This window comes from Pseudomonas sp. Sample_24 (genome assembly GCF_004307605.1).
In the GTDB taxonomy this organism is placed as follows: domain Bacteria; phylum Pseudomonadota; class Gammaproteobacteria; order Pseudomonadales; family Pseudomonadaceae; genus Aquipseudomonas.
Genome location: NZ_RCNW01000209.1, coordinates 16812 through 38577, shown reverse-complemented (window position 1 = coordinate 38577; position 21766 = coordinate 16812). Strand labels below are relative to the sequence as shown.

At 60.0% G+C, this 21766-nt stretch carries 15 protein-coding genes; 13 read left to right on the top strand and 2 right to left on the bottom strand.

Features of this window, described 5'->3' with window-relative positions:
- Positions 1-11: 11 nt before the first annotated feature.
- Positions 12-2357 (bottom strand): acylase, encoded by a 2346-nt coding sequence (locus D8V06_RS10545; RefSeq protein WP_130907256.1) that lies wholly within the window; start codon positions 2355-2357, stop codon positions 12-14.
- A gap of 248 nt (positions 2358-2605) precedes the next feature.
- Between D8V06_RS10545 and D8V06_RS10540 the strand changes: the two genes are divergently transcribed.
- The gene (locus D8V06_RS10540; RefSeq protein ID WP_056855475.1) at positions 2606-2977 is read left to right on the top strand and encodes a hypothetical protein; all 372 of its coding nucleotides are present in this window, start codon (positions 2606-2608) and stop codon (positions 2975-2977) included.
- 24 nt (positions 2978-3001) lie between these two features.
- Here D8V06_RS10540 and D8V06_RS10535 read toward each other — a convergent pair whose 3' ends face one another.
- Entirely contained in the window at positions 3002-3190 is a 189-nt protein-coding gene (locus D8V06_RS10535) for a hypothetical protein (protein WP_130907255.1), read from the bottom strand.
- Between the two features lie 287 nt (positions 3191-3477).
- On the opposite strand from D8V06_RS10535, the gene D8V06_RS10530 reads away from it, so the two are divergent.
- The 12 genes from D8V06_RS10530 (at position 3478) to D8V06_RS10475 (ending at position 21505) form a co-directional block, all read left to right on the top strand.
- The gene (locus tag D8V06_RS10530; protein ID WP_056855476.1) at positions 3478-3924 is read left to right on the top strand and encodes a DUF411 domain-containing protein; all 447 of its coding nucleotides are present in this window, start codon (positions 3478-3480) and stop codon (positions 3922-3924) included.
- On the top strand, positions 3924-4358 hold the full coding sequence (locus tag D8V06_RS10525; RefSeq protein WP_056855598.1) for a YqaA family protein: 435 nt from the start codon (positions 3924-3926) through the stop codon (positions 4356-4358). The genes D8V06_RS10530 and D8V06_RS10525 overlap by 1 nt, the downstream gene beginning before the upstream one ends.
- Positions 4359-4441: 83 nt before the next feature.
- Positions 4442-5464: an alpha/beta hydrolase gene (locus D8V06_RS10520; protein WP_056855477.1), complete on the top strand. Its 1023-nt coding sequence runs from the start codon at positions 4442-4444 to the stop codon at positions 5462-5464.
- Between the two features lie 639 nt (positions 5465-6103).
- Complete coding sequence (glgA, locus tag D8V06_RS10515) at positions 6104-7690, top strand: glycogen synthase GlgA (protein ID WP_130905628.1); 1587 nt, start codon at positions 6104-6106, stop codon at positions 7688-7690.
- A 12-nt stretch (positions 7691-7702) separates the two neighbouring features.
- Positions 7703-9502 (top strand): malto-oligosyltrehalose trehalohydrolase, encoded by a 1800-nt coding sequence (gene treZ / locus D8V06_RS10510; protein WP_130930933.1) that lies wholly within the window; start codon positions 7703-7705, stop codon positions 9500-9502.
- On the top strand, positions 9495-11573 hold the full coding sequence (malQ, locus tag D8V06_RS10505) for a 4-alpha-glucanotransferase (protein ID WP_056855480.1): 2079 nt from the start codon (positions 9495-9497) through the stop codon (positions 11571-11573). The genes treZ and malQ overlap by 8 nt, the downstream gene beginning before the upstream one ends.
- Positions 11570-14344, top strand: a complete 2775-nt coding sequence (locus D8V06_RS10500; RefSeq protein WP_130930932.1) for a malto-oligosyltrehalose synthase — start codon at positions 11570-11572, stop codon at positions 14342-14344. Before malQ ends, D8V06_RS10500 begins: the two co-directional genes overlap by 4 nt.
- Before the next feature lie 21 nt (positions 14345-14365).
- Positions 14366-14686 carry a DUF2934 domain-containing protein gene (locus D8V06_RS10495; protein WP_056855482.1) on the top strand — a complete coding sequence of 107 codons (321 nt, stop codon included), beginning with the start codon at positions 14366-14368 and terminating at the stop codon, positions 14684-14686.
- A gap of 105 nt (positions 14687-14791) precedes the next feature.
- The gene (glgX, locus tag D8V06_RS10490) at positions 14792-16951 is read left to right on the top strand and encodes a glycogen debranching protein GlgX (protein WP_056855483.1); all 2160 of its coding nucleotides are present in this window, start codon (positions 14792-14794) and stop codon (positions 16949-16951) included.
- 208 nt (positions 16952-17159) lie between these two features.
- A complete protein-coding gene (locus D8V06_RS10485; RefSeq protein WP_130907362.1) occupies positions 17160-17918 on the top strand; it encodes a PIG-L family deacetylase in 759 nt (252 codons plus the stop codon).
- 114 nt (positions 17919-18032) lie between these two features.
- Positions 18033-18833: an endonuclease/exonuclease/phosphatase family protein gene (locus tag D8V06_RS10480; RefSeq protein WP_056855599.1), complete on the top strand. Its 801-nt coding sequence runs from the start codon at positions 18033-18035 to the stop codon at positions 18831-18833.
- 122 nt (positions 18834-18955) lie between these two features.
- Positions 18956-21505, top strand: coding sequence for an autotransporter outer membrane beta-barrel domain-containing protein (locus D8V06_RS10475; RefSeq protein ID WP_130930931.1), 2550 nt, complete (start codon positions 18956-18958; stop codon positions 21503-21505).
- Positions 21506-21766: the final 261 nt, after the last annotated feature.

Genomic DNA, 21766 nt, shown 5'->3' with positions numbered 1-21766 from the left:
TGCAGCGGTGTTTACTGTGCCGCCACCTTCCCGGTTCTTTCATCCTGCTCGCGCAGGGTCATGGCCTGATAGTGCGGATCGGCCTGGATCTGTTGCTCGGTGAACGGCAGCACACTCAACTGTTTTTTCGAAAATGCCTCAGTCTGATCCCGCGCGTACTTCGAAGACGGGTCACTGGAGAGCGAGAACGCCAACACACCTTTGGCCTGCGGACCGTTCTCATCGAACGTCACCACCTGCAAGTAGCTGGTGCCGCTGACAACTTCGCGTTTGCCGTCGCTGCGGGGCACACTCTGGATGGCGTTGTAGACGCCCAATGTTCCCGGCCCACCGTGAATCGGCGTTTGCTGGCCACCGCTGCTGACGACTTGAACATCACCCCAGCGCGTGGCCTGCTTCAGCCCGGAGGCGTTGACCTGCTCCACCGAGGCCAACATCGCCTGGCGCAGCGCTTGCACCACGTGCGGACGATCGAGCGCCAAACCCCGTGGCGTGTGTTGCGGGTCTTTGGGATCGAACGCTACACGCCAGACATCCGGCATTTGCTGCAAAGCTTCCATGACATTCTGGAAGTGTACGAAGCCCAGGCCACTGTCCAGATTTGCCTTGCGGTCCCAGGCCTTGAAACTGGCGCACAGCGGGGCCAGCGTTTTCGCATCGGTGCCAAGACCATCGGCGCAGAACTGCAGCAGGTCCGGCATCACTAGTGCGGCCTGATAGACCTGATCATCCATCACCATGTGTTGCAGATCCTGCGCGCTGAGCGTTCCCGCCTGGGTCAGTCTGCCCAACCGTTGCAGGGCGAATCGCGCACGCAAACCCAATGGCTGATTGTCCTGGCTGATCAGCGGCGAGAAACCGGTCAACGGTTGCGCCGGGTTGGCCATCCAAGCCGAATCATTGGAATGCTGCACAAAGTCCTTGCGCAACAGTTGCGGCAGCTTGTCTGCTGCATAAATGCCTTTCTGCGCGGCCCGCGGGTCAATGTCCCACGCGCACGCACTGTTCGAACCGTCGAGAATGATCATTTCCAGACCGATACGCGGATCGCTGCACTGCGCCAGTTTCTCGGCACTGACGTTGGGCACCACCGACAGATTCATGTACAGGGTTTGCCCCTTGTCATCCGCCGCCAGCGTATTGACCCAAGGGATGCCCTGGATCTTGTTGACACTGGCCTGAAACGCTTCAAGGCTATCGGCGCGATTCATCGCGTACCACTGGGCCAACACCCGATCGTTATCCAGGTTGGCATCACGCAGGCTGTAGGCAAACTGGTTATCCCAATCCAGTTTGCCGGGCCATTGCACGATCGGGCCGAACTGCGAGCTGTACACCACGTGGGAAATGGCTTTGATCGTTCCATCGGCTTGCTTCACATCGACGGTCAGTGCTTGCCTGTGCATCGGCAGTGACTGGCCGTCGAGCAGATAGCGGGTCGGATCCTTTGGATCGAGTTGCAAGCGGTACAGGGTGAAATGCTTGGACGTGTCCACGGTGTGGGTCCAGGCCAAATGCCGGTTGAAACCGATATTGATCAACGGCAGGCCCGGCAATGCAGCCCCCATCACATCCAGTTTGCCCGCAATAGTCAGGTGCATCTGATAGAAACGCATGCCGCCGACCCACGGAAAATGAGGGTTTGCCAACAACATGCCACGGCCGTTGAAGGAGCGCTCGCTGCCCACCGCCACCGCATTGCTGCCGCGGTCGAGGGCAAAACGCTGCAGGCGCGAAGCAGCCAGCTGAAATGACGCGCGCTCACCGGCATGGGTGGCGACGGCAGTCGGGGGTGTCGCCCCCGCCACCGCCTCGGCAAATTGCCCGATCCCCCCTTCGACCAACAGCCGTCGAGTCAACTTGACCAGGTCCGTGGTGGTGATTTCCCGCACCCAGTCGCCCTGACATTGCGCCGGTAGCCCCTGCCCTCGGCTTTGCGACAGGAATCGGTTGTAGCCGGCCACATAACCTTCCATCAGTTCGCGCACTTCAGGGGTTTGTGCCCGCCAGAACCCGCTGACCGCCTGCTCTGTGTTCAAGCCATTGAAAAACAAGTCGCTGGCCAGGTTTGCTCGCTCTTCCAACGTGAATTGATCAGGGCCGAAATAACGCGAGCGTTGACCGTTCACCGTGACGATCTCATTCGCCAGCAAACACAGGTTATCCTGAGCGTAGGCATAGCCGATGCCATAACCGAGCCCTCGCTCGTTTTCGGCACGAATGTGCGGAACACCGAACGTGGTCCGGCGGATATCGGCACTCGCCTGCTCAGGCTGGCTGCGTGCATTCGCCGCGAGACTGAGCCCCAAGAACAAACCTGCCAGGCTCAACCTGGTTAACTGGCTGGAAATAATCACACTCGCTCCTGATCGAAAAACAATGGTCACAGTTCTGCGTACTGACACGCACTGCGCATCCTTTCAGGGACGAAGCAAACGACAAAAATTTAGGAGAATGAACTGCCATCCAGAGGCGCCCGACAGAGCGGTGACGTAATGACGACGAAATTTCTACATTCAAGTCTTCATTATTTGGGTCGCTCATACGTCTTGTTATGCAAGAGCGCCCCATTTTTCCTGATCAGGCTCTGAAAAGGAGTTTTGCAATGTACAACTCGCATCTGCCAACGGACGGTAGCAACGCGCCAAAGAGCACCTCCATTGGGGTCGGCGTTTTCGACCAGCGTACCGAGCGCAATGGCAACGAGAGGATTCGCTTCCTGCTCAAAAGCTTTGGCTTGCGAACGAGTCTGATTCGCCTGAAAGTCATCGACGCTTTGCTGACAGCCGCCGAAAGCGACCGCAGCCTGGGCGTGCGCGGTGTACACAGTCATTTGCTGGAACTGGATATTCCCCTGTCCTTTCTGAGTGTGCGCGAGGTGTTGAAACGTCTGTGCAGCGAGGGCGTGATCGTCCTCAACCCGGACAAAAGCTACAGCCTCGACCCACGGGCCGCCGCGGTGCTGCACAACGATTGATCAAGTGGCCTTGAGCCTCACGGCTCAGGGCTTCACCTTGCGACGCATCACGCCATTGATCACGACCACGACCACCGCCACGCCGATGGCGATGTACTGGAACAGTTTTTCACTGATGACACCGGTGTTCTGCAAATACGAAAGGCCAAACATGATTCCCAGGACCACCAGGGAGATCAGAATCGAATATTTCAAACGTTGCGACTGGGTCATTGCAGTTCCTGAATCTGAATAAGTGTGTGCGCTGTGTACCCGATTGCTGCCAGATCCCTGCCGTTCAGTGGGGATGGGCGTTGCAACCGGGGCCACATGTTACATCAACTGCCTGAGCGTCGCCCCGGCTGACAAATTTGTCATGCCGCCCTCATCTGCCTGACAGCCTTGATCTACGATAATAGGGCTGCACTGCGCCGTAGTACTTTGAAACAAACCATGAATGCCTGCCCGGAAAAACCGGTCAGAATGCGTTTTTTCGCCCGCAATCCGAGACTTGACCCGTCATGCGAAACTCTCTGCGTCTGGCTGCCTTGAGCGCCCTGTTCATTTCTTCCCTGGCCCAGGCCGCTGACCTGATCCCGATCGAAGTCCACCGCGACGCCAATTGCGGCTGCTGCAAAAAATGGATCACTCACCTGGAAGCTAACGGCTTCAAGGTCGAGGACCACGTCGAAGCCAACATGAGTGAGTTCAAGCAACAGCATGGCGTACCGCCGCGTCTGGCGTCTTGCCACACCGGGCTGGTCAACGGCAAATTCGTTGAAGGCCATGTCCCGGCCGATCAGGTGCTGGCCCTGAGCAAACGCGACGACCTGCTGGGCGTGGCCGCGCCCGGCATGCCCATGGGCTCGCCCGGCATGGAGATGGACGGCATGAGCGATGCCTATCAGGTGATCGGCCTGAAAAAGGACGGCACGGATGTGGTCGTGGCCGACTACCCGGCCCATTGATTTTCGGCGCCTATATCGGTTTGTTCCTGGCGGCATTTGGTGCCGCGACCTTGTTGCCGTTGCAGTCCGAAGCCCTGCTGGTGGGCTTGCTGCTCAGCGACAAATACTGGCTATGGGCATTGTTGGCGGTGGCGACACTGGGCAATGTCCTCGGCTCGCTGGTGAACTGGTGGTTGGGCCGCGCCGTTGAACGCTACCGTGACCGGCGCTGGTTCCCGGTCAGCCCTGCTCATCTGGAAAAAGCCCGTATCCACTATCAGCGCTACGGACATTGGTCACTGCTGCTCAGCTGGCTGCCGATCATCGGCGACCCGCTGACGCTGGTGGCCGGTGTGTTGCGTGAGCCGCTGGGGCGATTCCTGCTGATCGTGACCCTGGCCAAGGGCGCCCGCTATGGCGTACTGGCATTGGCCACTTTGGGCTGGATGGGTTGAACCAACCGTGGTGGCGATTGCCTGTTTAATGTCGCCCTAATCATGCCGATCCAGGATCGGCGGATTTCCAATGGAGTTCACCCATGCCCTTGACCCGCTCACACTGGTTTGCCGGCCTGCTGCTCACCGCCGCACTGCCGGCCCTTGCCGCTGAAGGCCCGGCGTACGGTCCTGAATTACAAGGTTTTGCATACCCTTACACCGTCAAACACTTTGCCTTCCAATCCCAGGGCAAATCCCTGCAAATGGGTTACATGGACGTCGCCGCCCATGGCAAGGCCAACGGGCGCAGCGTGGTGCTGATGCACGGCAAGAATTTCTGCGGGGCCACCTGGGAAACCTCGATCAAGGCACTGAGTGACGCCGGTTACCGGGTCATCGCCCCGGACCAGATCGGTTTCTGCACATCCAGCAAGCCTGACCACTATCAGTACACGTTCCAGCAATTGGCGAGCAACACCCAGCAATTGCTCAAAGCCCTCGGCATCCAGAAAGCCACCCTGCTCGGCCACTCTACCGGTGGCATGCTCGCCACCCGCTATGCGCTGCAGTATCCCGATCAGGTTGAACAACTGGCGATGGTCAATCCCATCGGCCTGGAAGACTGGAAGGCCCTCGGCGTCCCGTACCGCACCGTCGATCAGTGGTACGAACGTGAGCTGAAGGTCAACGCGCAGGGCATTCATGATTATCAGCGCAGCACCTATTACGACGGGCGCTGGAAACCGGAGTTTGATCGTTGGGTAGACATGTACGCCGGTCTGGCCAAAGGCCCGGGCAAGGCTCAGGTCGCATGGAACTCGGCACTGATCTACGACATGATCTTCACCCAACCGGTGTATTACGAGTTCAAGGACTTGAAGATGCCGACCCTGTTGTTGATCGGCACGGCCGACAGCACCGCCATCAACAAGGACCTCGCTTCACCCGAGGTCAAGGCGAAGATCGGCCGTTACGACGTACTCGGCAAGCAGGTGGCAAAACTGATTCCCCAATCGACACTGGTCGAATTCCCCGGCATGGGCCACGCTCCGCAAATGGAAGAACCGGCGCAATTCCACAAGGCCCTGCTCGACTGGCTGAACAAAACCAACCCTGTGCGTTAATTGAGGCAAGGCTGAAGGCGGTGCCGATGACGCTGATTGGCGATTCGTGGGGTCAGCCCGTTCGTGTACTCAACGGATACCGCGTTATCGTTCATCGCGAGCAAGCTTTGCTCCTACTGAAGCGACCTGTAGGAGCAAAGCTTGCTCGCGATGAGCCCCGTACTCATGGCGACCACCCAAGAGCCTGCACTGCAATGGTGCATTGCCGCTGTTCACAGACGCACACCGATGTGACAGTACTGCTTCATTTCCTGACAAAACTGCAAAAAAACCTGCCCTTCGTCGGTGCGTAAGCCCTCAAATCCGGCACGCTCGTACCTCGTCAACCGATTGTCGAACAATTTTGCCATCTGCACTTTACCGCTCTAACTTCTGGCCTAGACTCATTTTCGGGGGGTAAAACCAGTCGGTCACAAAGTGGGAAAAAAGTCGAAACTTTTGCTACGCGTGGTCGGTCGACTAAAAGGAAGCTGCGATGCGACTGGTGCAATCCTTGCAATGGCTACTCCACCCATCTTGCTACAGCGCATTGGGCAGCGCTTGCTCACTGATGCGCAGCGCTTCAGCGCCCGGCCACAGGATTTGGCCACGAAACACCGTCTGCCAGGCCTAAGAAGATCAACAACGCGGGAGATTCATATGATTAGTGCGGCTTTAGATGTTCAGGGAGAACGTGCTCATCAGCATGTCGGCGAATCAAGCACTGTGAGTGCACCGGCTTCCCAATCGATCAGCGTTCCCGGCACCAAGACACTGGCTCCCGTGGCCAGCCGAAATCCGAACAAGAAAAAAGTCTTGTTCGTGACCTCGGAAATCGCCGATCTGGTGAAAACCGGAGGTTTGGGCGACGTTTCCGCTGCACTGCCCCGCGCCATGGCGCACTTGCACGATGTACGGGTTTTGATTCCGGGTTACCCGCAAGTGCTGCACAGCGAAAATCCGATTCACATCATTGGTGAGCTTGGCGGTCATGCCGCATTGCCGCCGTGCAAGATCGGGCGCATGGACATGCCCGATGGCTTGGTCATTTACGTGTTGATCTGCCCTGAACTCTACGAGCGCGAAGGTTCGCCTTATGGCGCCAACAATGGCCGCGACTGGCCGGACAATCACATTCGTTTCGCCCGCCTCGGTCTGGCCGCTGCCGATATCGCCGCCAACCTCGCCCAAATCCACTGGTGCCCGGACCTGGTGCACGCCCACGATTGGCCGGCCGGCCTGGCGCCTGCCTATATGCACTGGCGCGGGCAGCGTACCCCGACGCTGTTCACCATCCATAACCTCGCCTATCAAGGCGTGACCAGTCTGGGTTCCTGCCCGGAACTGGGTATTCCCCATCACGCACTGCAACAGGAAGGCATGGAGTTCTACGGCAAGATGTCGTTCCTCAAGGCCGGCATGGCCTACTCGAGCCACATCACCACCGTCAGCGCGACCTACGCCCAGGAAATCACTACACCGGATTTCGGCTGCGGTCTCGACGGCTTTCTCGCCGCCAAGACCCAGCAAGGTTTGCTCAGCGGCATTCCCAACGGTATCGATGAAAGCTGGGACGCCGCCACTGACGCGCACTTGCTCTGCCCGTTCAGCATCGGTGACTGGGACGGCAAGGCCGCCAACGCCGCCCATGTACGCGAGTTGTTTGGCCTCGACGACTCCGAAGGTCCGCTGTTTGCCGTGGTTTCACGTCTGGTTTACCAGAAAGGCCTGGACCTTACCGAAGCGGTTTCCGAATACATCGTCAAATCCGGTGGCCAAATCGCGATCATCGGTCGTGGCGAGCCGGAAGAAGAACAAGCGATGCGCGAGCTGGCCTTGCGGTTCCCCGGGCAGGTCGGCGTGCGCATCGGCTTTAACGAAACCGATGCCCGGCGCATGTTCGCCGGCAGCGATTTCCTGTTGATGCCTTCACGCTATGAACCTTGCGGCCTGAGCCAGATGTACGCCCAGCGCTTCGGCTCCCTGCCGGTGGCGCGCAATACCGGGGGCCTGGCCGACACCATTGAAAACGGCGTGACCGGTTTCCTGTTCGATGAATCCACGGTCGAGAGTTATCAGGAGGCCCTGAGCCGCGCGTTCAAGGTCTTCGCATTTCCGGACTTGTTGCACGCCATGCGTTGCCGAGCCATGGCAGCACCGTTCAACTGGTGCAAAGCCGTCGAACCCTATGCCGAACTCTATGAACAACTGGTGGCCAAGGCCTTGGGGAAATCGCACAAACAATAAGAGGTTTTGCAAATGCCGTTACGGACCCTTGAGACCTGGCCCCACGGCGCAATCAAGCTGGACGCAGAACAAACGCGATTCGCGTTGTGGGCGCCAGATGCGTTTTACGTCAGTGTCGAATTGGAAAATGGACAATCCTTGCCGTTGATGCCCCAGGCCGACGGCTGGTTCGTGATCAACACCAGTTGCCCGGCGGGAACTCGCTATCGCTACAACATTGATGGCGAGATAGAGGTGCCTGACCCGGCCTCCCGTGCCCAGTCTGGTGGTATCGACCAACCCAGCGTGGTGGTCGATCCGCTGGCTTATCAATGGCAGAACAGCGCCTGGCAGGGGCGACCGTGGCACGAAGCGGTGATCTACGAGTTGCACGTAGGTCTGCTCGGCGGCTTTGAGGCGGTCGAGCAGCATCTGTCGCGCCTGGTCGAACTGGGCGTGACCGTGATCGAATTGATGCCTATCGCGCAATTTCCCGGAGCGCGCAATTGGGGTTACGACGGCGTGTTGCCGTACGCGCCGCAAGCTTCATACGGGACGCCCGAACAACTCAAGCACTTGATCGACACGGCCCACGGCCATGGTCTGGCGGTGATTCTCGACGTGGTCTACAACCACTTCGGGCCGGACGGCAATTACCTGCATCGCTACGCCAAAAGCTTCTTCCGCGAGGACAAGCACACGCCGTGGGGCGCGGCGATCGACTTCCGGCGGCGCGAGGTGCGGGATTTCTTCATCGACAACGCCTTGATGTGGTTGATGGAGTACCGCTTCGACGGTTTGCGCCTGGACGCGGTGCATGCCATAGAGGACCCGGACTTTCTCCAGGAGCTTGCTCAACGGGTGCGCCAGCAGACGGACCCCGCGCGACATATCTGGCTTACCGTGGAAAACGAACACAATCAGTCGAGCCTGTTGGAAAAAGGCTACGACGCGCAGTGGAACGACGATGGCCACAATGCGCTGCACGTGCTGCTGACCGGCGAAACCGACGCTTATTACGTCGATTACGCGAACAACCCTACGCAACAACTGGCCCGCTGCCTCAGCCAGGGTTTCGTGTTCCAGGGCCATATCAACCGCCATGGCGAACCCCGTGGCGAGCCCAGCGGTCATTTGCCGCCCAGCGCTTTCGTACTGTTCCTGCAGAACCATGACCAGATCGGCAACCGGGCATTCGGCGAGCGCCTGCACCAATTGGCCCATCCCGATGCACTGAAAGCTGCAACCGTATTGCTGCTGCTTTCGCCGATGATTCCGCTGATGTTCATGGGCGAGGAGTTCGCTGCGCAGCAGCCGTTTCTGTTTTTCACCAGTCATCACGGCGAGTTGGCACAGCTGGTACGTGAAGGAAGGCGCAACGAGTTTGCTGCCTTCAGCGCCTTCGCCGATCCGCATAGACGCGAGCAGATTCCCGATCCCAACGACCCGCAGACCTTCAAAGCGTCACGGCCGAATCTGGCGCACCACCAGACTTCGCCGATGCACGCCTTGTATCGCCAGCTGTTGCAGATCCGCCACCAACAGATCATCCCGCGCCTGCCCGGCACCCAGGCCCTGGATGCCGACGTCCTGGGCGTCGGTGCAGTCAGCGCGTCCTGGCGGTTGGGCGACGGCAGTTTGTTGCACATTGACCTGAACCTAAGCGACACGCCTGTACTCCACACTGCGTCGGCCAGAACTTCGTTGCTGTTTGAACACCCGCCCCGGTCCGCCAGTTTGCTCGACCGAGGCACTCTGGCTCCGTATTGCGCGCTTGTCAGCCTCACGGCCGCAGCCCCTTTGCTACCCCCGATGGAGAGCGCCAATGAGTGATGCGCAACTGGAAATCCTTGCAAGCCGGGCGGGCCTGGCAGTCGACTGGATCGACGCCAATGGCCGCCCGCAAAAAGTCGCCCCCGCAGTGCTGCGCAATGTCCTCACCGGTCTTGGTCACCCGGCCGGAAGTGCCCAGGAAATCGACGCCAGCCTGCAAGAGCTGCAACAGGTACAAGACACCCTGCACCTGCCACCTTTGATGACCGTGGACGTCGGTAGCGGGCTCGACCTGGCCCGCTACTTCCAGCCGGAAACGCCCTGCGAAGTTCACTTGGAAGACGGCTCCCGCCTGCATCTGAAACTGGATGCCGAGGCGATTCTGCCTGGGTTGATCCCGGTGGGTTATCAGCACGTCACCATCGACGGACAAACCTTTACCCTGGCCGTGGCCCCTGAGCGCTGTTACAGCGTCGGCGATGCGGTCGACAGTCCGATCCCCCGCGCCTGGGGCCTGAGCGTCCAGTTATATGCCTTGCGACGAGCCGGTGATGGCGGATTCGGCGATACCCAGGCGCTGGAAGATCTGGCACGGGTCGCCGGTGAGCGCGGCGCCGAGGCCCTGGCGATCAGTCCGCTGCATGCGATGTTCAGCAACGATACCGAACGCTACAGCCCTTATTCGCCCTCCAGTCGTCTGTTTCTGAACAGTCTGTACTGCGCGCCGGGGAGCATTCTCGGCGAACGGGCCATGCGTGCCGCTATCGATGCCACCGGTCTGGGCGCCGAGCTCAAGGATCTTGAGGCGTTGCCGCTGATCGACTGGCCCGCCGCCGCGGCAGCCAAACACAAACTGTTGCAGGCGCTGTACGAAGGCTTCGTACAAGGCGAGCACCCGTTGCATGCCGACTTCAGCAGTTTCCGCCACGCCGGTGGCGAAGCCCTGGAAAACCATTGCCGCTTCGAGGCCATCCAGGAAACACGGGCCGCCAATGGAGAAAGCCTCGACTGGCGCCAGTGGCCGGAACAATGGCGCAATCCGCGCAGCGCCGCGCTGGCTGAGTTCGCTGAGGAGAATGCCGGACGCATCGGTTTCTTCGCCTTTTGCCAGTGGCTGATCACCCGCTGTCTGGAGCGTGCGCAAGCCGCTGCCCGCAGCAGTGGCATGAGCATCGGCCTGATCGCCGATCTGGCGGTGGGTGCCGATGGCGGTGGCAGCCAGGCCTGGAGCCGTCAGGATGAATTGCTCGCCGCCCTGACGGTCGGCGCTCCGCCGGACATTCTCAATCGCACGGGCCAAGGCTGGGGGATTTCGGCATTTTCGCCCGAAGGTCTGGTACGCAACGGCTTTCGTGCCTTCATCGAAATGTTGCGGGCCAATTTCGCCCACGCCGGCGGACTGCGAATCGACCACGTCATGGGCCTGCAACGTTTATGGGTCATCCCTAACGGCGCACCGCCTGCCGACGGCGCCTACCTTTACTACCCGATTGACGACTTGCTGCGTCTGTTGACGCTCGAATCCCATCGTCACAAGGCCATCGTCCTCGGCGAAGACCTGGGCACAGTGCCCGAGGGCCTGCGGGAAAAACTCAGCGCCCGCTCGATGCTGGGCATGCGTGTGTTGCTGTTTGAACAGGACAACACCCATTTCAAACCGATCCTCGACTGGCCGGACAATGCCCTGGCGACCACCAGCACCCACGACCTGCCGACCCTCAATGGCTGGTGGCATGGCCGCGACATCGACTGGAACGCCCGCCTCGGCCTGGTCGATGCCAGCGGCGAAATCGAATGGCGTCAACACCGCGAACGCGAGCGCGAAGGCTTGCGCCGGACACTGAGCCAGGACCCGCAGAATTTTCGCGAAGAGTCCCACGAGACCGATCAGGTGCTCGATGCCAGCGTGCGCTTCCTCGGCCACACCCGCGCGCCGCTGGTGTTGCTGCCGCTGGAAGATGCGCTGGGTATAGAACAGCAGGCCAACCTGCCCGGCACCATCGATACCCATCCAAACTGGTCGCGACGCCTGCCCGGTTACAGCGAAGCGCTGCTCGATAACGCCGACGCAGCCCGGCGTCTGGAACTGCTCGCTTGTGCGCGACTCCAGGCGGCCGAGCGTGACCAATGAATCAAGTGACGACACTGCCCTTGCGGGCAACCCTGCGACTGCAATTCCATAAAGGCTTCACCCTGGACGATGCCGTGCCACTGGTGCCGTACTTCGCCCGCCTCGGGATCAGTCATGTGTATGCCTCGCCCTTGTTGAAAGCCCGCGCCGGCTCCATGCACGGCTACGACGTGGTCGACCCGACTTCGGTCAACCCGGAACTCGGTGGCGAGGCCGCATTGCGGCGGCTGGTCAGCGCGTTGCGCGGGCAAGGCATGGGGCTGATCCTCGACATCGTATCCAACCACATGGCTGTGGGTGGTTGCGACAACCCCTGGTGGCTGGATTTGCTGGAATGGGGACGCTTGAGCCCGTACGGCGAGTTCTTCGATATCCAATGGCACTCGCCCGATCCGTTGATGGAAGGCCAACTGCTGCTGCCATTTCTCGGCAGCGATTATGGCGTGGCCCTGCAGGACGGCACACTGCCCCTGCGCTTCGATGCGCAGAACGGTGCCTTTCATGTCGAGCATTACGACCACCACTTTCCGATTTGCCCGATGCATTACGGCGAACTGCTCAAGTCGGACAACGAGCTGCTCAAACAGCTGGCGGACCACTTCAGCACCTTGAGCTATCAGACCGACGCCCACAGTCTGGCGGGTCCATTGAAGGATCAATTGCGCGAACTGGCCAGCGACCCCGCGATTCTGCAAACCATCGAGCACAACCTCAAAGCCTACGATTCGCTGGCCCCTGAAGGCTTCCAACGCTTGCACGATCTGCTGGAGCGGCAGAGTTATCGCCTCGCCAGTTGGCGTACCGCCGCAGACGACATCAACTGGCGGCGTTTTTTCGATGTCAATGAGTTGGGTGGTTTGCGGGTGGAGCGTCCAGCGGTGTTCGAGGCGACCCACGCGAAGATTTTCCAATTGGTGGCTGAAGGGCTGATCGACGGTTTGCGCATCGATCACATTGACGGTCTGGCCGACCCGCGCGGCTACTGCCGCAAATTGCGGCGGCGGGTCGACAGCCTGTCAGCGAGCCGCCACTTGCCGATCTACGTCGAGAAGATCCTTGGCAACGGTGAAACCTTGCGCCGTGATTGGTGGGTGGATGGCACCACCGGCTATGAATTCATGAATCAGTTGTCACTGCTGCAACACGATCCCGACGGGCAAACCACCTTGGGTGAAGTCTGGCACCGCTACAGCGAACGCCCGGCCGACTTCCGCCAGGAAGCACAACTGGCCCGTCAGCAGATTCTCAACGGTTCACTGGCCGGCGATTTCGAAAGCGTAGCCCAGGCCTTGCTGCAGGTGGCCCGCGATGACCTCATGACCCGCGATTTGACGCTGGGCGCGATCCGTCGCGCCTTGCAGGAACTGATCGTGCATTTTTCGGTGTACCGCACTTATATCAGCGCCCTTGGGCGGTCAGCCCAGGACGAGGTGTTTTTCCAGCAGGCCATGGACGGTGCCCGCCAAACCCTGGGCGAAGCCGACTGGCCGGTGCTCGATTGCCTGGCTAAATGGTTGGGCGGTGAAACCTGGCGCGAACGCCCCGCCGGCCGCCTGCGCAAGCGCCTCAAGCATGCTTGCGTACGTTTCCAGCAGCTGACTTCACCCGCCGCCGCGAAGGCCGTGGAAGACACGGCGTTCTATCGCTCCGCGGTGTTGCTGTCACGCAATGACGTCGGTTTCAACACCGAGCAATTCAGTGCGCCGGTGGCTGACTTCCATGAGGCCTGCCTCAAGCGCTTAGAACTGTTTCCCGACAACCTGCTCGCCACCGCGACCCACGACCACAAGCGCGGTGAAGATACGCGCGCGCGCCTGGCGATCTTGAGTGAGCGCAGTAAATGGTACGTTGAACAGATCGGCCTGTGGCGCGCCCTCGCCCGGCCACTGCGCGACGATGACCAGATGCCGTCTGCCGGTGACGAGTTGATTCTTTATCAGGCACTGCTTGGCAGTTGGCCGCTCGATTTGCAGGCCGATGACCCATCGGCGCTTGAAGCCTACGCCGCGCGTGTCAGCCAATGGCAACGCAAAGCCCTGCGCGAAGCCAAGTTGCAAAGTAGCTGGAGTGCACCCAACGATGCTTACGAACAAGCCAGCGAAAACTTCACCCGGCGCCTGCTGCTGAGCCCGGAGGGTGACCTGCTGCGCAGCGCCCTTGGCAAGGTGGCACGTACCATCGCCGTCCCCGGCGCCCTCAATGGATTGGCGCAAACCTTGCTGCGCATGACCGTGCCTGGGGTGCCGGATCTCTATCAGGGCGACGAATTCTGGGACTTCAGCCTGGTTGATCCGGACAACCGTCGCCCGGTGGATTACGCCAGCCGCCAACAGGCCTTGTCGCAACCATTGGATCTGCCTGATCTGTTGCAACACTGGCATGACGGGCGCATCAAGCAAGCCTTGATCGCACAGACCCTGAACCTGCGTGCCGAGCATGCCGAACTGTTTCGCCACGGCACCTACCAGGCACTCGATGTCATCGGCAACCAGGCACATAGGGTGCTTGGGTTTGTTCGCCAATGGGAGGGAAAACGCGCCATCGTCATCGTGCCAATCCGCTGTGCGCCGCTGCTGGAAAACAGTGCCGTACCGCACGTGGATGCGCCGCAGTGGGGCGATACCCGCATCAGTCTGCCGTTCACCACCGCTGAGGAAAATCTGAAGGGACTTTTTTCTGGCGTCGCAGTCACAAAAAACAGGGAGCTGATGATCAGCGCCGCGCTGGGGGATTTCCCGGTCAATCTCTTTATCCAAACTACCGACACTTGAGTTGAGTGCAGGAGCATAGCGATGAGTACCGACGATAAACGCATCCGCGAGTTTGCCTATCAGATCTGGGAGTCAGAAGGAAAACCTGAAGGTCAGGAAGCCCGGCACTGGGAAATGGCTCGCAAGTTGGCCGAGGCCGAAGCCCTTGCGCCGAAAAAGCCGGCAAAGGCGCCGGCGAGCAAATCCACCGTCAGCAAGACGGCCAATGGCAAGGCTGGCGAGGTCAAGGTGACGGCGCCCAAGGCCAAAACCAAACCGGCTGCGGCGTCCTCCGTCATTCCTCCCGGGGAAAAAGCCGCCGAGAAAAAGCCTCGCGCAGCACGAAAACCGCCTGCGGTCTGACGTTTCCGCTGTTGCCCTGAATGAACATGTGGCGAGCCTGCTCGTCACAACGGGCTCACTCGCCCGCAAAAAACACGCCGATTTCCCTCCATTGCAGGAGCATTTATGACCCGACCAAAAAAAGACACGCCAGCACCCCGTGCCGAGCCCTCGCGTATTCGTGAGGGTCTGCCCTTTCCGCTGGGTGCGACCTGGGATGGTCTGGGGGTCAACTTTGCCTTGTTTTCCGCCAACGCCACCAAGGTCGAACTGTGCATTTTCGATGATGCCGGGGAAGTGGAACTGGAACGCATCGAACTGCCGGAATACACCGATGAGATCTACCACGGTTACTTGCCCGACGCCCATCCAGGGCTGATCTATGGCTATCGTGTCTACGGTCCTTACGACCCGGCGAACGGGCATCGCTTCAATCACAACAAATTGCTGATCGACCCCTACGCCAAACAATTGGTGGGCAAACTCAAGTGGTCCGAAGCACTGTTCGGCTACACCATTGGCCACCCCGACGCCGACCTCAGTTTCGATGAGCGCGACAGCGCGCCCTTCGTACCCAAATGCAAAGTCATCGACCCGGCGCACACCTGGGGTCACGACCACCGCGTCAGCGTGCCTTGGGACAAGACGATCATTTACGAGACACATGTGCGCGGCATCAGCATGCGCCACCCTGGCGTTGCGGAAAACCTGCGCGGCACCTTCGCCGGCTTGATGGTCGACGACGTGCTGGAACACATTCGCAAACTCGGCGTATCGACCGTGGAGCTGTTGCCGATCCATGCCTTCGTCAACGACCAGCACCTGCTGCACAAGGGCATGACCAATTACTGGGGCTACAACAGCATTGCCTTCTTCGCCCCCGACCCGCGCTACCTGGCCAGCGGCAAGATCGCCGAGTTCAAGGAAATGGTCGCGCACCTGCACGAAGCCAACCTGGAAGTGATCCTCGACGTGGTCTACAACCACACCGCCGAGGGCAACGAACAAGGCCCGACCCTGTCCATGCGTGGTATCGACAACGCCTCTTATTACCGCTTGATGCCCGACGACAAACGCTTCTACATCAACGACTCCGGCACCGGCAATACCCTCGACCTGAGCCACCCATGCGTGCTGCAAATGGTCACCGACTCGTTGCGGTATTGGGCCACGGAAATGCACGTCGACGGCTTCCGTTTTGACCTGGCGACCATTCTCGGGCGTTACCACGACGGTTTCGACGAACGTCACAGTTTCCTCGTGGCCTGCCGCCAGGACCCGGTGTTGCGCCAGGTGAAAATGATTGCCGAGCCTTGGGACTGCGGCCCCGGTGGTTATCAGGTCGGCAATTTCCCGCCCGGTTGGGTTGAGTGGAATGACAAGTTTCGCGACACCGTGCGAGCATTCTGGAAAGGCGACGATGGCCAATTGGCTGACTTTGCCAGTCGCATGACCGCTTCCGGCGAGATGTTCAATCAGCGCGGTCGACGGCCGTATTCATCGGTGAATTTCATCACCGCCCACGACGGCTTCACCCTCAATGACCTGGTGTCCTACAACGACAAGCACAACGAAGCCAACGACGAAAACAATCAGGACGGCAGCAACAACAACCTGTCCTGGAACCACGGCGTCGAAGGCCCGACCGACGATCCGCAAATCAACGAACTGCGCCATCGGCAGATGCGTAACTTTTTCGCCACGCTCCTGCTCGCTCAAGGCACGCCGATGCTGGTGGCCGGCGACGAGTTCGCTCGCACCCAGGACGGCAACAACAACGCCTACTGCCAGGACAGCGAAATCGGCTGGGTCAATTGGGACCTCAGCGAAGACGGCAAGGCGCTGCTCAAGTTCGTCAAACGCCTGATCAAATTGCGCCTGGCTTACCCGATCCTGCGTCGCGGGCGTTTTCTGGTGGGCAATTACAACGAGGACATCGGTGTCAAGGACGTGACCTGGCTGGCGGCGGACGGCAGCGAAATGACCACCGAACATTGGCACGATGCGCACAATCGCTGCCTGGGCATGCTGCTCGATGGTCGTGCACAGGAAACCGGCATTCGCCGTAAAGGGGCCGACGCGACACTGCTGCTGGTGGTCAATGCCCATCACGACATCGTCAACTTCCTGTTGCCGGAAGTGCCTGACGGCGGCTTCTGGACCTGCATGATCGACACCAATCAGCCATCGATACGCGGCCAGGAGCGATTCGAGTTCGGCCACGAGTATTCGGTCACTGGCCGCTCGTTGCTGCTGTTCGAGTTACAACATGAACAAGAGGAGTAAACAATTTGCAACGTACCGGTCAGCTAAAAAAATGCCGCTGGAGGGCCTCGGACGCGACGAATAACGTTACATGAGCAATACTCGGTGCGCGGCATTTCAGGGTTCGTAATGCCGCGATCGTTATCAATCCGCCCTCACGGGTCTGCCGTGCTTGCCTGTCGCAGCATCGCGCACGACTGAAGGCGACATGAAACAAGGACGTAATCCCATGAAACCTGTTTCCATCAACGAAAGCAGCCTGCCAGCACAGATCTGGAACAGCGCCCTGCAACTGGACAACGTTCCGGTCATCAGCACCCTATCCCTGGTCCCGCCCGGCGCCCGCGTGGTGGTAATTGCCCCACATCCCGGCGACGAAGTGGTGACCTGCGGCGGTCTGTTGCAACTGCTCAGCAATATGGGTCATCCCTTGCAATTGATCTCGGTTACCGACGGCAGTGCCAGTCACCCGGGGTCGCAGCAGTGGTCGGAAAAACGCCTGAGTGTGTTCCGCGCCCAGGAAAGTGTCGAAGCCCTGCGCCGGCTCGGCTTGCCGATGCACAGCCTGAAATGGATTCGCGGCGGCTTCACCGACAACGCCCTGGCCGAGCACGAACTGGAGTTGACCCGTTTCATCGCCCGTTACCTGCGCCCCGGCGACGTGGTGTTCAGCACCTGGGCCGCAGACGGCAACAGCGACCATGACGCCGTGGGCCGTGCCAGCGCCCAGGCGTCGGCGATCGCCGGCGCGACGTTCAACGAAGTACCCGTCTGGGCGTGGCACTGGCCAGCGCGGGATCGCGAACTGATCCCGTGGCATCGCGCTCGCAAACTGCGCCTGGACACCTGGACGGTTGCGCGTAAAAGCCACGCCACCCACGCTTACGCCAGCCAACTGGACGGCGAGCCCGCCATCGGCATCGCTCCGCCCTTGCCCCGCGTGCTGCTGGAGCGAATGCGCTTGCCCTATGAAATCGTCTTTGTCTGAACGGATCATCCCGTGGCAAGACTTTACGGGTATCGATCCTGCAATCGCTCAAACTGAACTGCCCGGCGGTGCATCAGTCGCATACATATGCCACACGGATTCAGAGGAGTGATCGTGACCACCCATTCCAAGTCGCAGACGGCCGAATCGGTGCCGTTGACCAGTCCCCCGGCCATTCATCGCTTGCGTGTATTGACGGTCAACACGCACAAAGGCTTCACCGCCCTCAACCGCCGCTTCATCCTGCCGGAACTGCGAGAGGCGGTACGCAGTACTTCGGCGGACCTGGTGTTTCTCCAGGAAGTCGTCGGCGAGCATGACGGCCATTCCACCCGTTACCACAATTGGCCACAGACCTCGCAATACGAGTTTCTCGCGGACAGCATGTGGAGCGATTTCGCCTACGGTCGCAACGCGGTCTACCCCGATGGCCACCACGGTAACGCCCTGTTGTCGAAATACCCGATTCGCGAATACCGCAACCTCGACGTTTCCATCACCGGTCCGGAACGTCGCGGCTTGCTGCACTGCGTGCTCGATGTGCCCGGCCACGCTGAAGTCCACGCGATCTGCGTGCATCTGAGTCTTCTGGAAAGCCATCGTCAGTTGCAGTTGCAGTTGCTTTGCCAATTGCTTGAATCGTTGCCAGACAAGGCACCGGTGATCATCGCTGGCGATTTCAACGACTGGCAATTGCAAGGCAACGCCGCCCTCGCCCGCCGCGACTATCTGCACGAAGCCTTCGAGCGGCACCACGGCCGCCCGGCCAAGACCTACCCGGCACGTTTCCCTCTGCTGCGGCTGGACCGTATCTATCTGCGCAATGCCAGCAGCCACGACCCGAAAATTCTTGGCAGCAAACCCTGGACGCATCTGTCAGACCATTTGCCGCTGGCGGTGGAAGTCCACTTGTGACCCGCTGATGTGTTCCTCGAGGGTTGAATCATTCGTCCGACCTGTCATTTGTGACAGTAGCCGTGCGCTCAGGCGGCTGTTACGGTCGTGTCGTCCGGATTCATTCGATGCGAGGGATTTGCATGACATTGGCTGCCGATCTGCCCAAATACCGTTACAGCGCCTGTGCCTTTTCCATCTGGCTGCTCCTCGGATGGCCCCATCCCGCCCAGGCAGCTTGTGTCCTTACTCCTACCGCCGGTGACGATACTCATTTGTGCGACAGTGGCATTGGCGGCCCACTGAGCGATCTGGCCGGCAACAACACGTTGAACCTTCCCGCCAACGGCAGCGCAACGATCAATGGCAACGTTACATTCGGGGCCGGTAGCGACACCGTCAACATGGATTCCGGTCGGATTGTCGGCAGCGTCGATCAGGGCGATGGCGCAGATTTCTTCAACATCAGCGCCGGACAAGTGACCGGAGCCGTCAATCAAGGGAGCGGCATCGACAATTTCACCATGACCGGTGGCACGATCCAGTCACTGGCCCAAGGTGACAACCGCGACTTTTTCCTGATGACCGGCGGCACGATCACGGGTGCCTTCGAGGACGGTGATACCGCGAAGATGACCAGTGGAACCATCGGCCGGGTCGACATGAAGCTCGACAACAATCTGTTCGACATGTCTGGGGGGCAAATCATCGGTAACCTGGTCACCGGGTTCGGCACCGACACCATCATCGTCTCGGGCGGCCGGATTGGCGGCAACATCAGCGTCAGCGGCGGCAACGACAGCATTACCGTGACGGGCGGCGAAATCGTCGGCGACATCCGCACCAGCACCGGCGATGACACGTTTGTCTGGGACGGTGGTGGCATTATCCGTTCGCAGATTTTGATGGAGGCTGGCAACGACCGCGCAACCCTGCGCAATCTGTTGGAGAGCTCCCTGTCCCTGACCCCGGGCCTCAACGGTGGCACCGACAACGACGTGCTGACCTTTGACCGCACCACCACTGCGGGCGCCGCGCGTTACGCAAATTGGGAAACGATCAACCTGAGCAACGGCTCGCAGTTCGACGTCGACGGCAACCTGATGCTCGGCGACAGTGCCAGTGGCAGCGGCGTGTTCAACATCGACAGCAGCAGCGTCATGACGTCTGTCCAGGGCAGCATCATGCCCTTCACTGTCGGCCAGCGCGCCACGCTGAACAACGCCGGGATCATTGACCTCAGCAGTGGCAACAGCCGAACCAGCGACACCCTGACCGTGCAGGGCAACTACGCAGGCAATGGCGGCCAGTTGTTTGTGCAAAGCGTACTCGGCGGCGACAACTCGCCCAGCGACAAACTGGTGGTCAATGACGGTACCTTGACCGGCACGACTGCCATCACTGTCAGCAACCTGGAGGGCGCAGGTGCAGTTACCCTGCAAAACGGTATTCAACTGGTCCAGGCCCAAGGCACCGCTGTCAGCAACAATGATGCCTTCAGCCTGAAGACACCGGTGTCGGCAGGTGCGTTCGATTACGTCCTGTACAAGGGCGGCGTAACGGTTGGCAGCGAAAACAGTTGGTACTTGCGGTCATCGGTGGTGGCAGCGCCACTGGTCGCGGTACCCAACCCCGACCCGACCCTGCCACCGATTCTGGTGCCGTTGATAGCCGCGCCAGTGGCTGCGGCCGGTAGTCCTTCGTTGCCTACTCCCGCACCCGGCGCCGCGCCCATTCCCCTGTATCGTCCGGAAGTGCCTGTATGGTCGGTGCTGCCACCTGCAGCGGCGCAGTTGACCCTGAACGCTCTCGGGACGTTTCACGATCGTCAGGGCGAGCAGCGCCTGCTGACCGAGACCGGCGCCTTCGGTGCGGGCTGGGGTCGGGTCTATGGCAAGAACTTCGAGCAGACCTGGGCCGGCACTGTGACACCGAAACTCGACGGCTCGCTGAACGGTTTCCAGGTTGGCAATGACCTTTTCGGTTCGCAGTTGTCTGGCGGGCAAATCCAACGCAGTGGCTTCTTCGTCGGCCACAGCCGCTTGCAGGGTGATGTCGACGGGTTCAACCAGGGCTTTGAAGACAAACGCGCCGGAAAGGTCGAACTCGAGGGCGACAGCCTGGGTGCTTACTGGACACTGACCGATCCTGGCAATGCGTACCTCGATGCCGTGGCGATGTACACCTGGCTCGATGGAGACAGCCATTCCGAACGCGGCCTCAAGCTCGATAACGATGGACACGCCCTGAGCCTGTCCGTAGAGGCCGGTTATCCATTCCCGATAGCGAACGATTGGATCATTGAACCCCAGGCGCAGATCATCCATCAACGCATCGAACTCGACAGTCAGAACGACGGTGTCTCCGATGTGGAGTTCGATACCGACCCCTCCTGGACCGGCCGGCTCGGTGCGCGTCTCAAGGGGCACTACGACGTCAGCGGCCTACCGCTGGAACCCTATCTGCGGGCGAATCTGTGGCACACTTTTTCAGGCACCGACACGGTCACTTTTGCCAATACCACTGATATCGATACCGAGCAGCAAGTTTCATGGGCGGATCTTGGCGTCGGCGCGACTCTGTCGCTCGCACCCGGCGTCAGCGTGTACGGCAATATTGATTACAGCAGCAATGTAGACAGCAATCAGCAGCGAGGCATGGCTGGCAACCTGGGCCTCAGAGTGAGTTGGTAGGATCGAGCAAAGGCTCTATAGGGTGGCTTTCTTGACGATTTTGCGTTTAAACAAGCACTTAGAGATGCGCCATAAATCAGTCACTTATAAGACCTGAAATACCCCTACCACTTATCGGCCATTTTCTTGACGCAGTGGCGGCGGTCCACTTGACTTCACGTTACTACCCCCGGAAACACAATCAGGGGCAAGCCCCCAGGACACCCGCGCATACGGGCGGCCCCCGGCTTGCCCCACTCATTCGGTCGCCCCTCGTTCGGG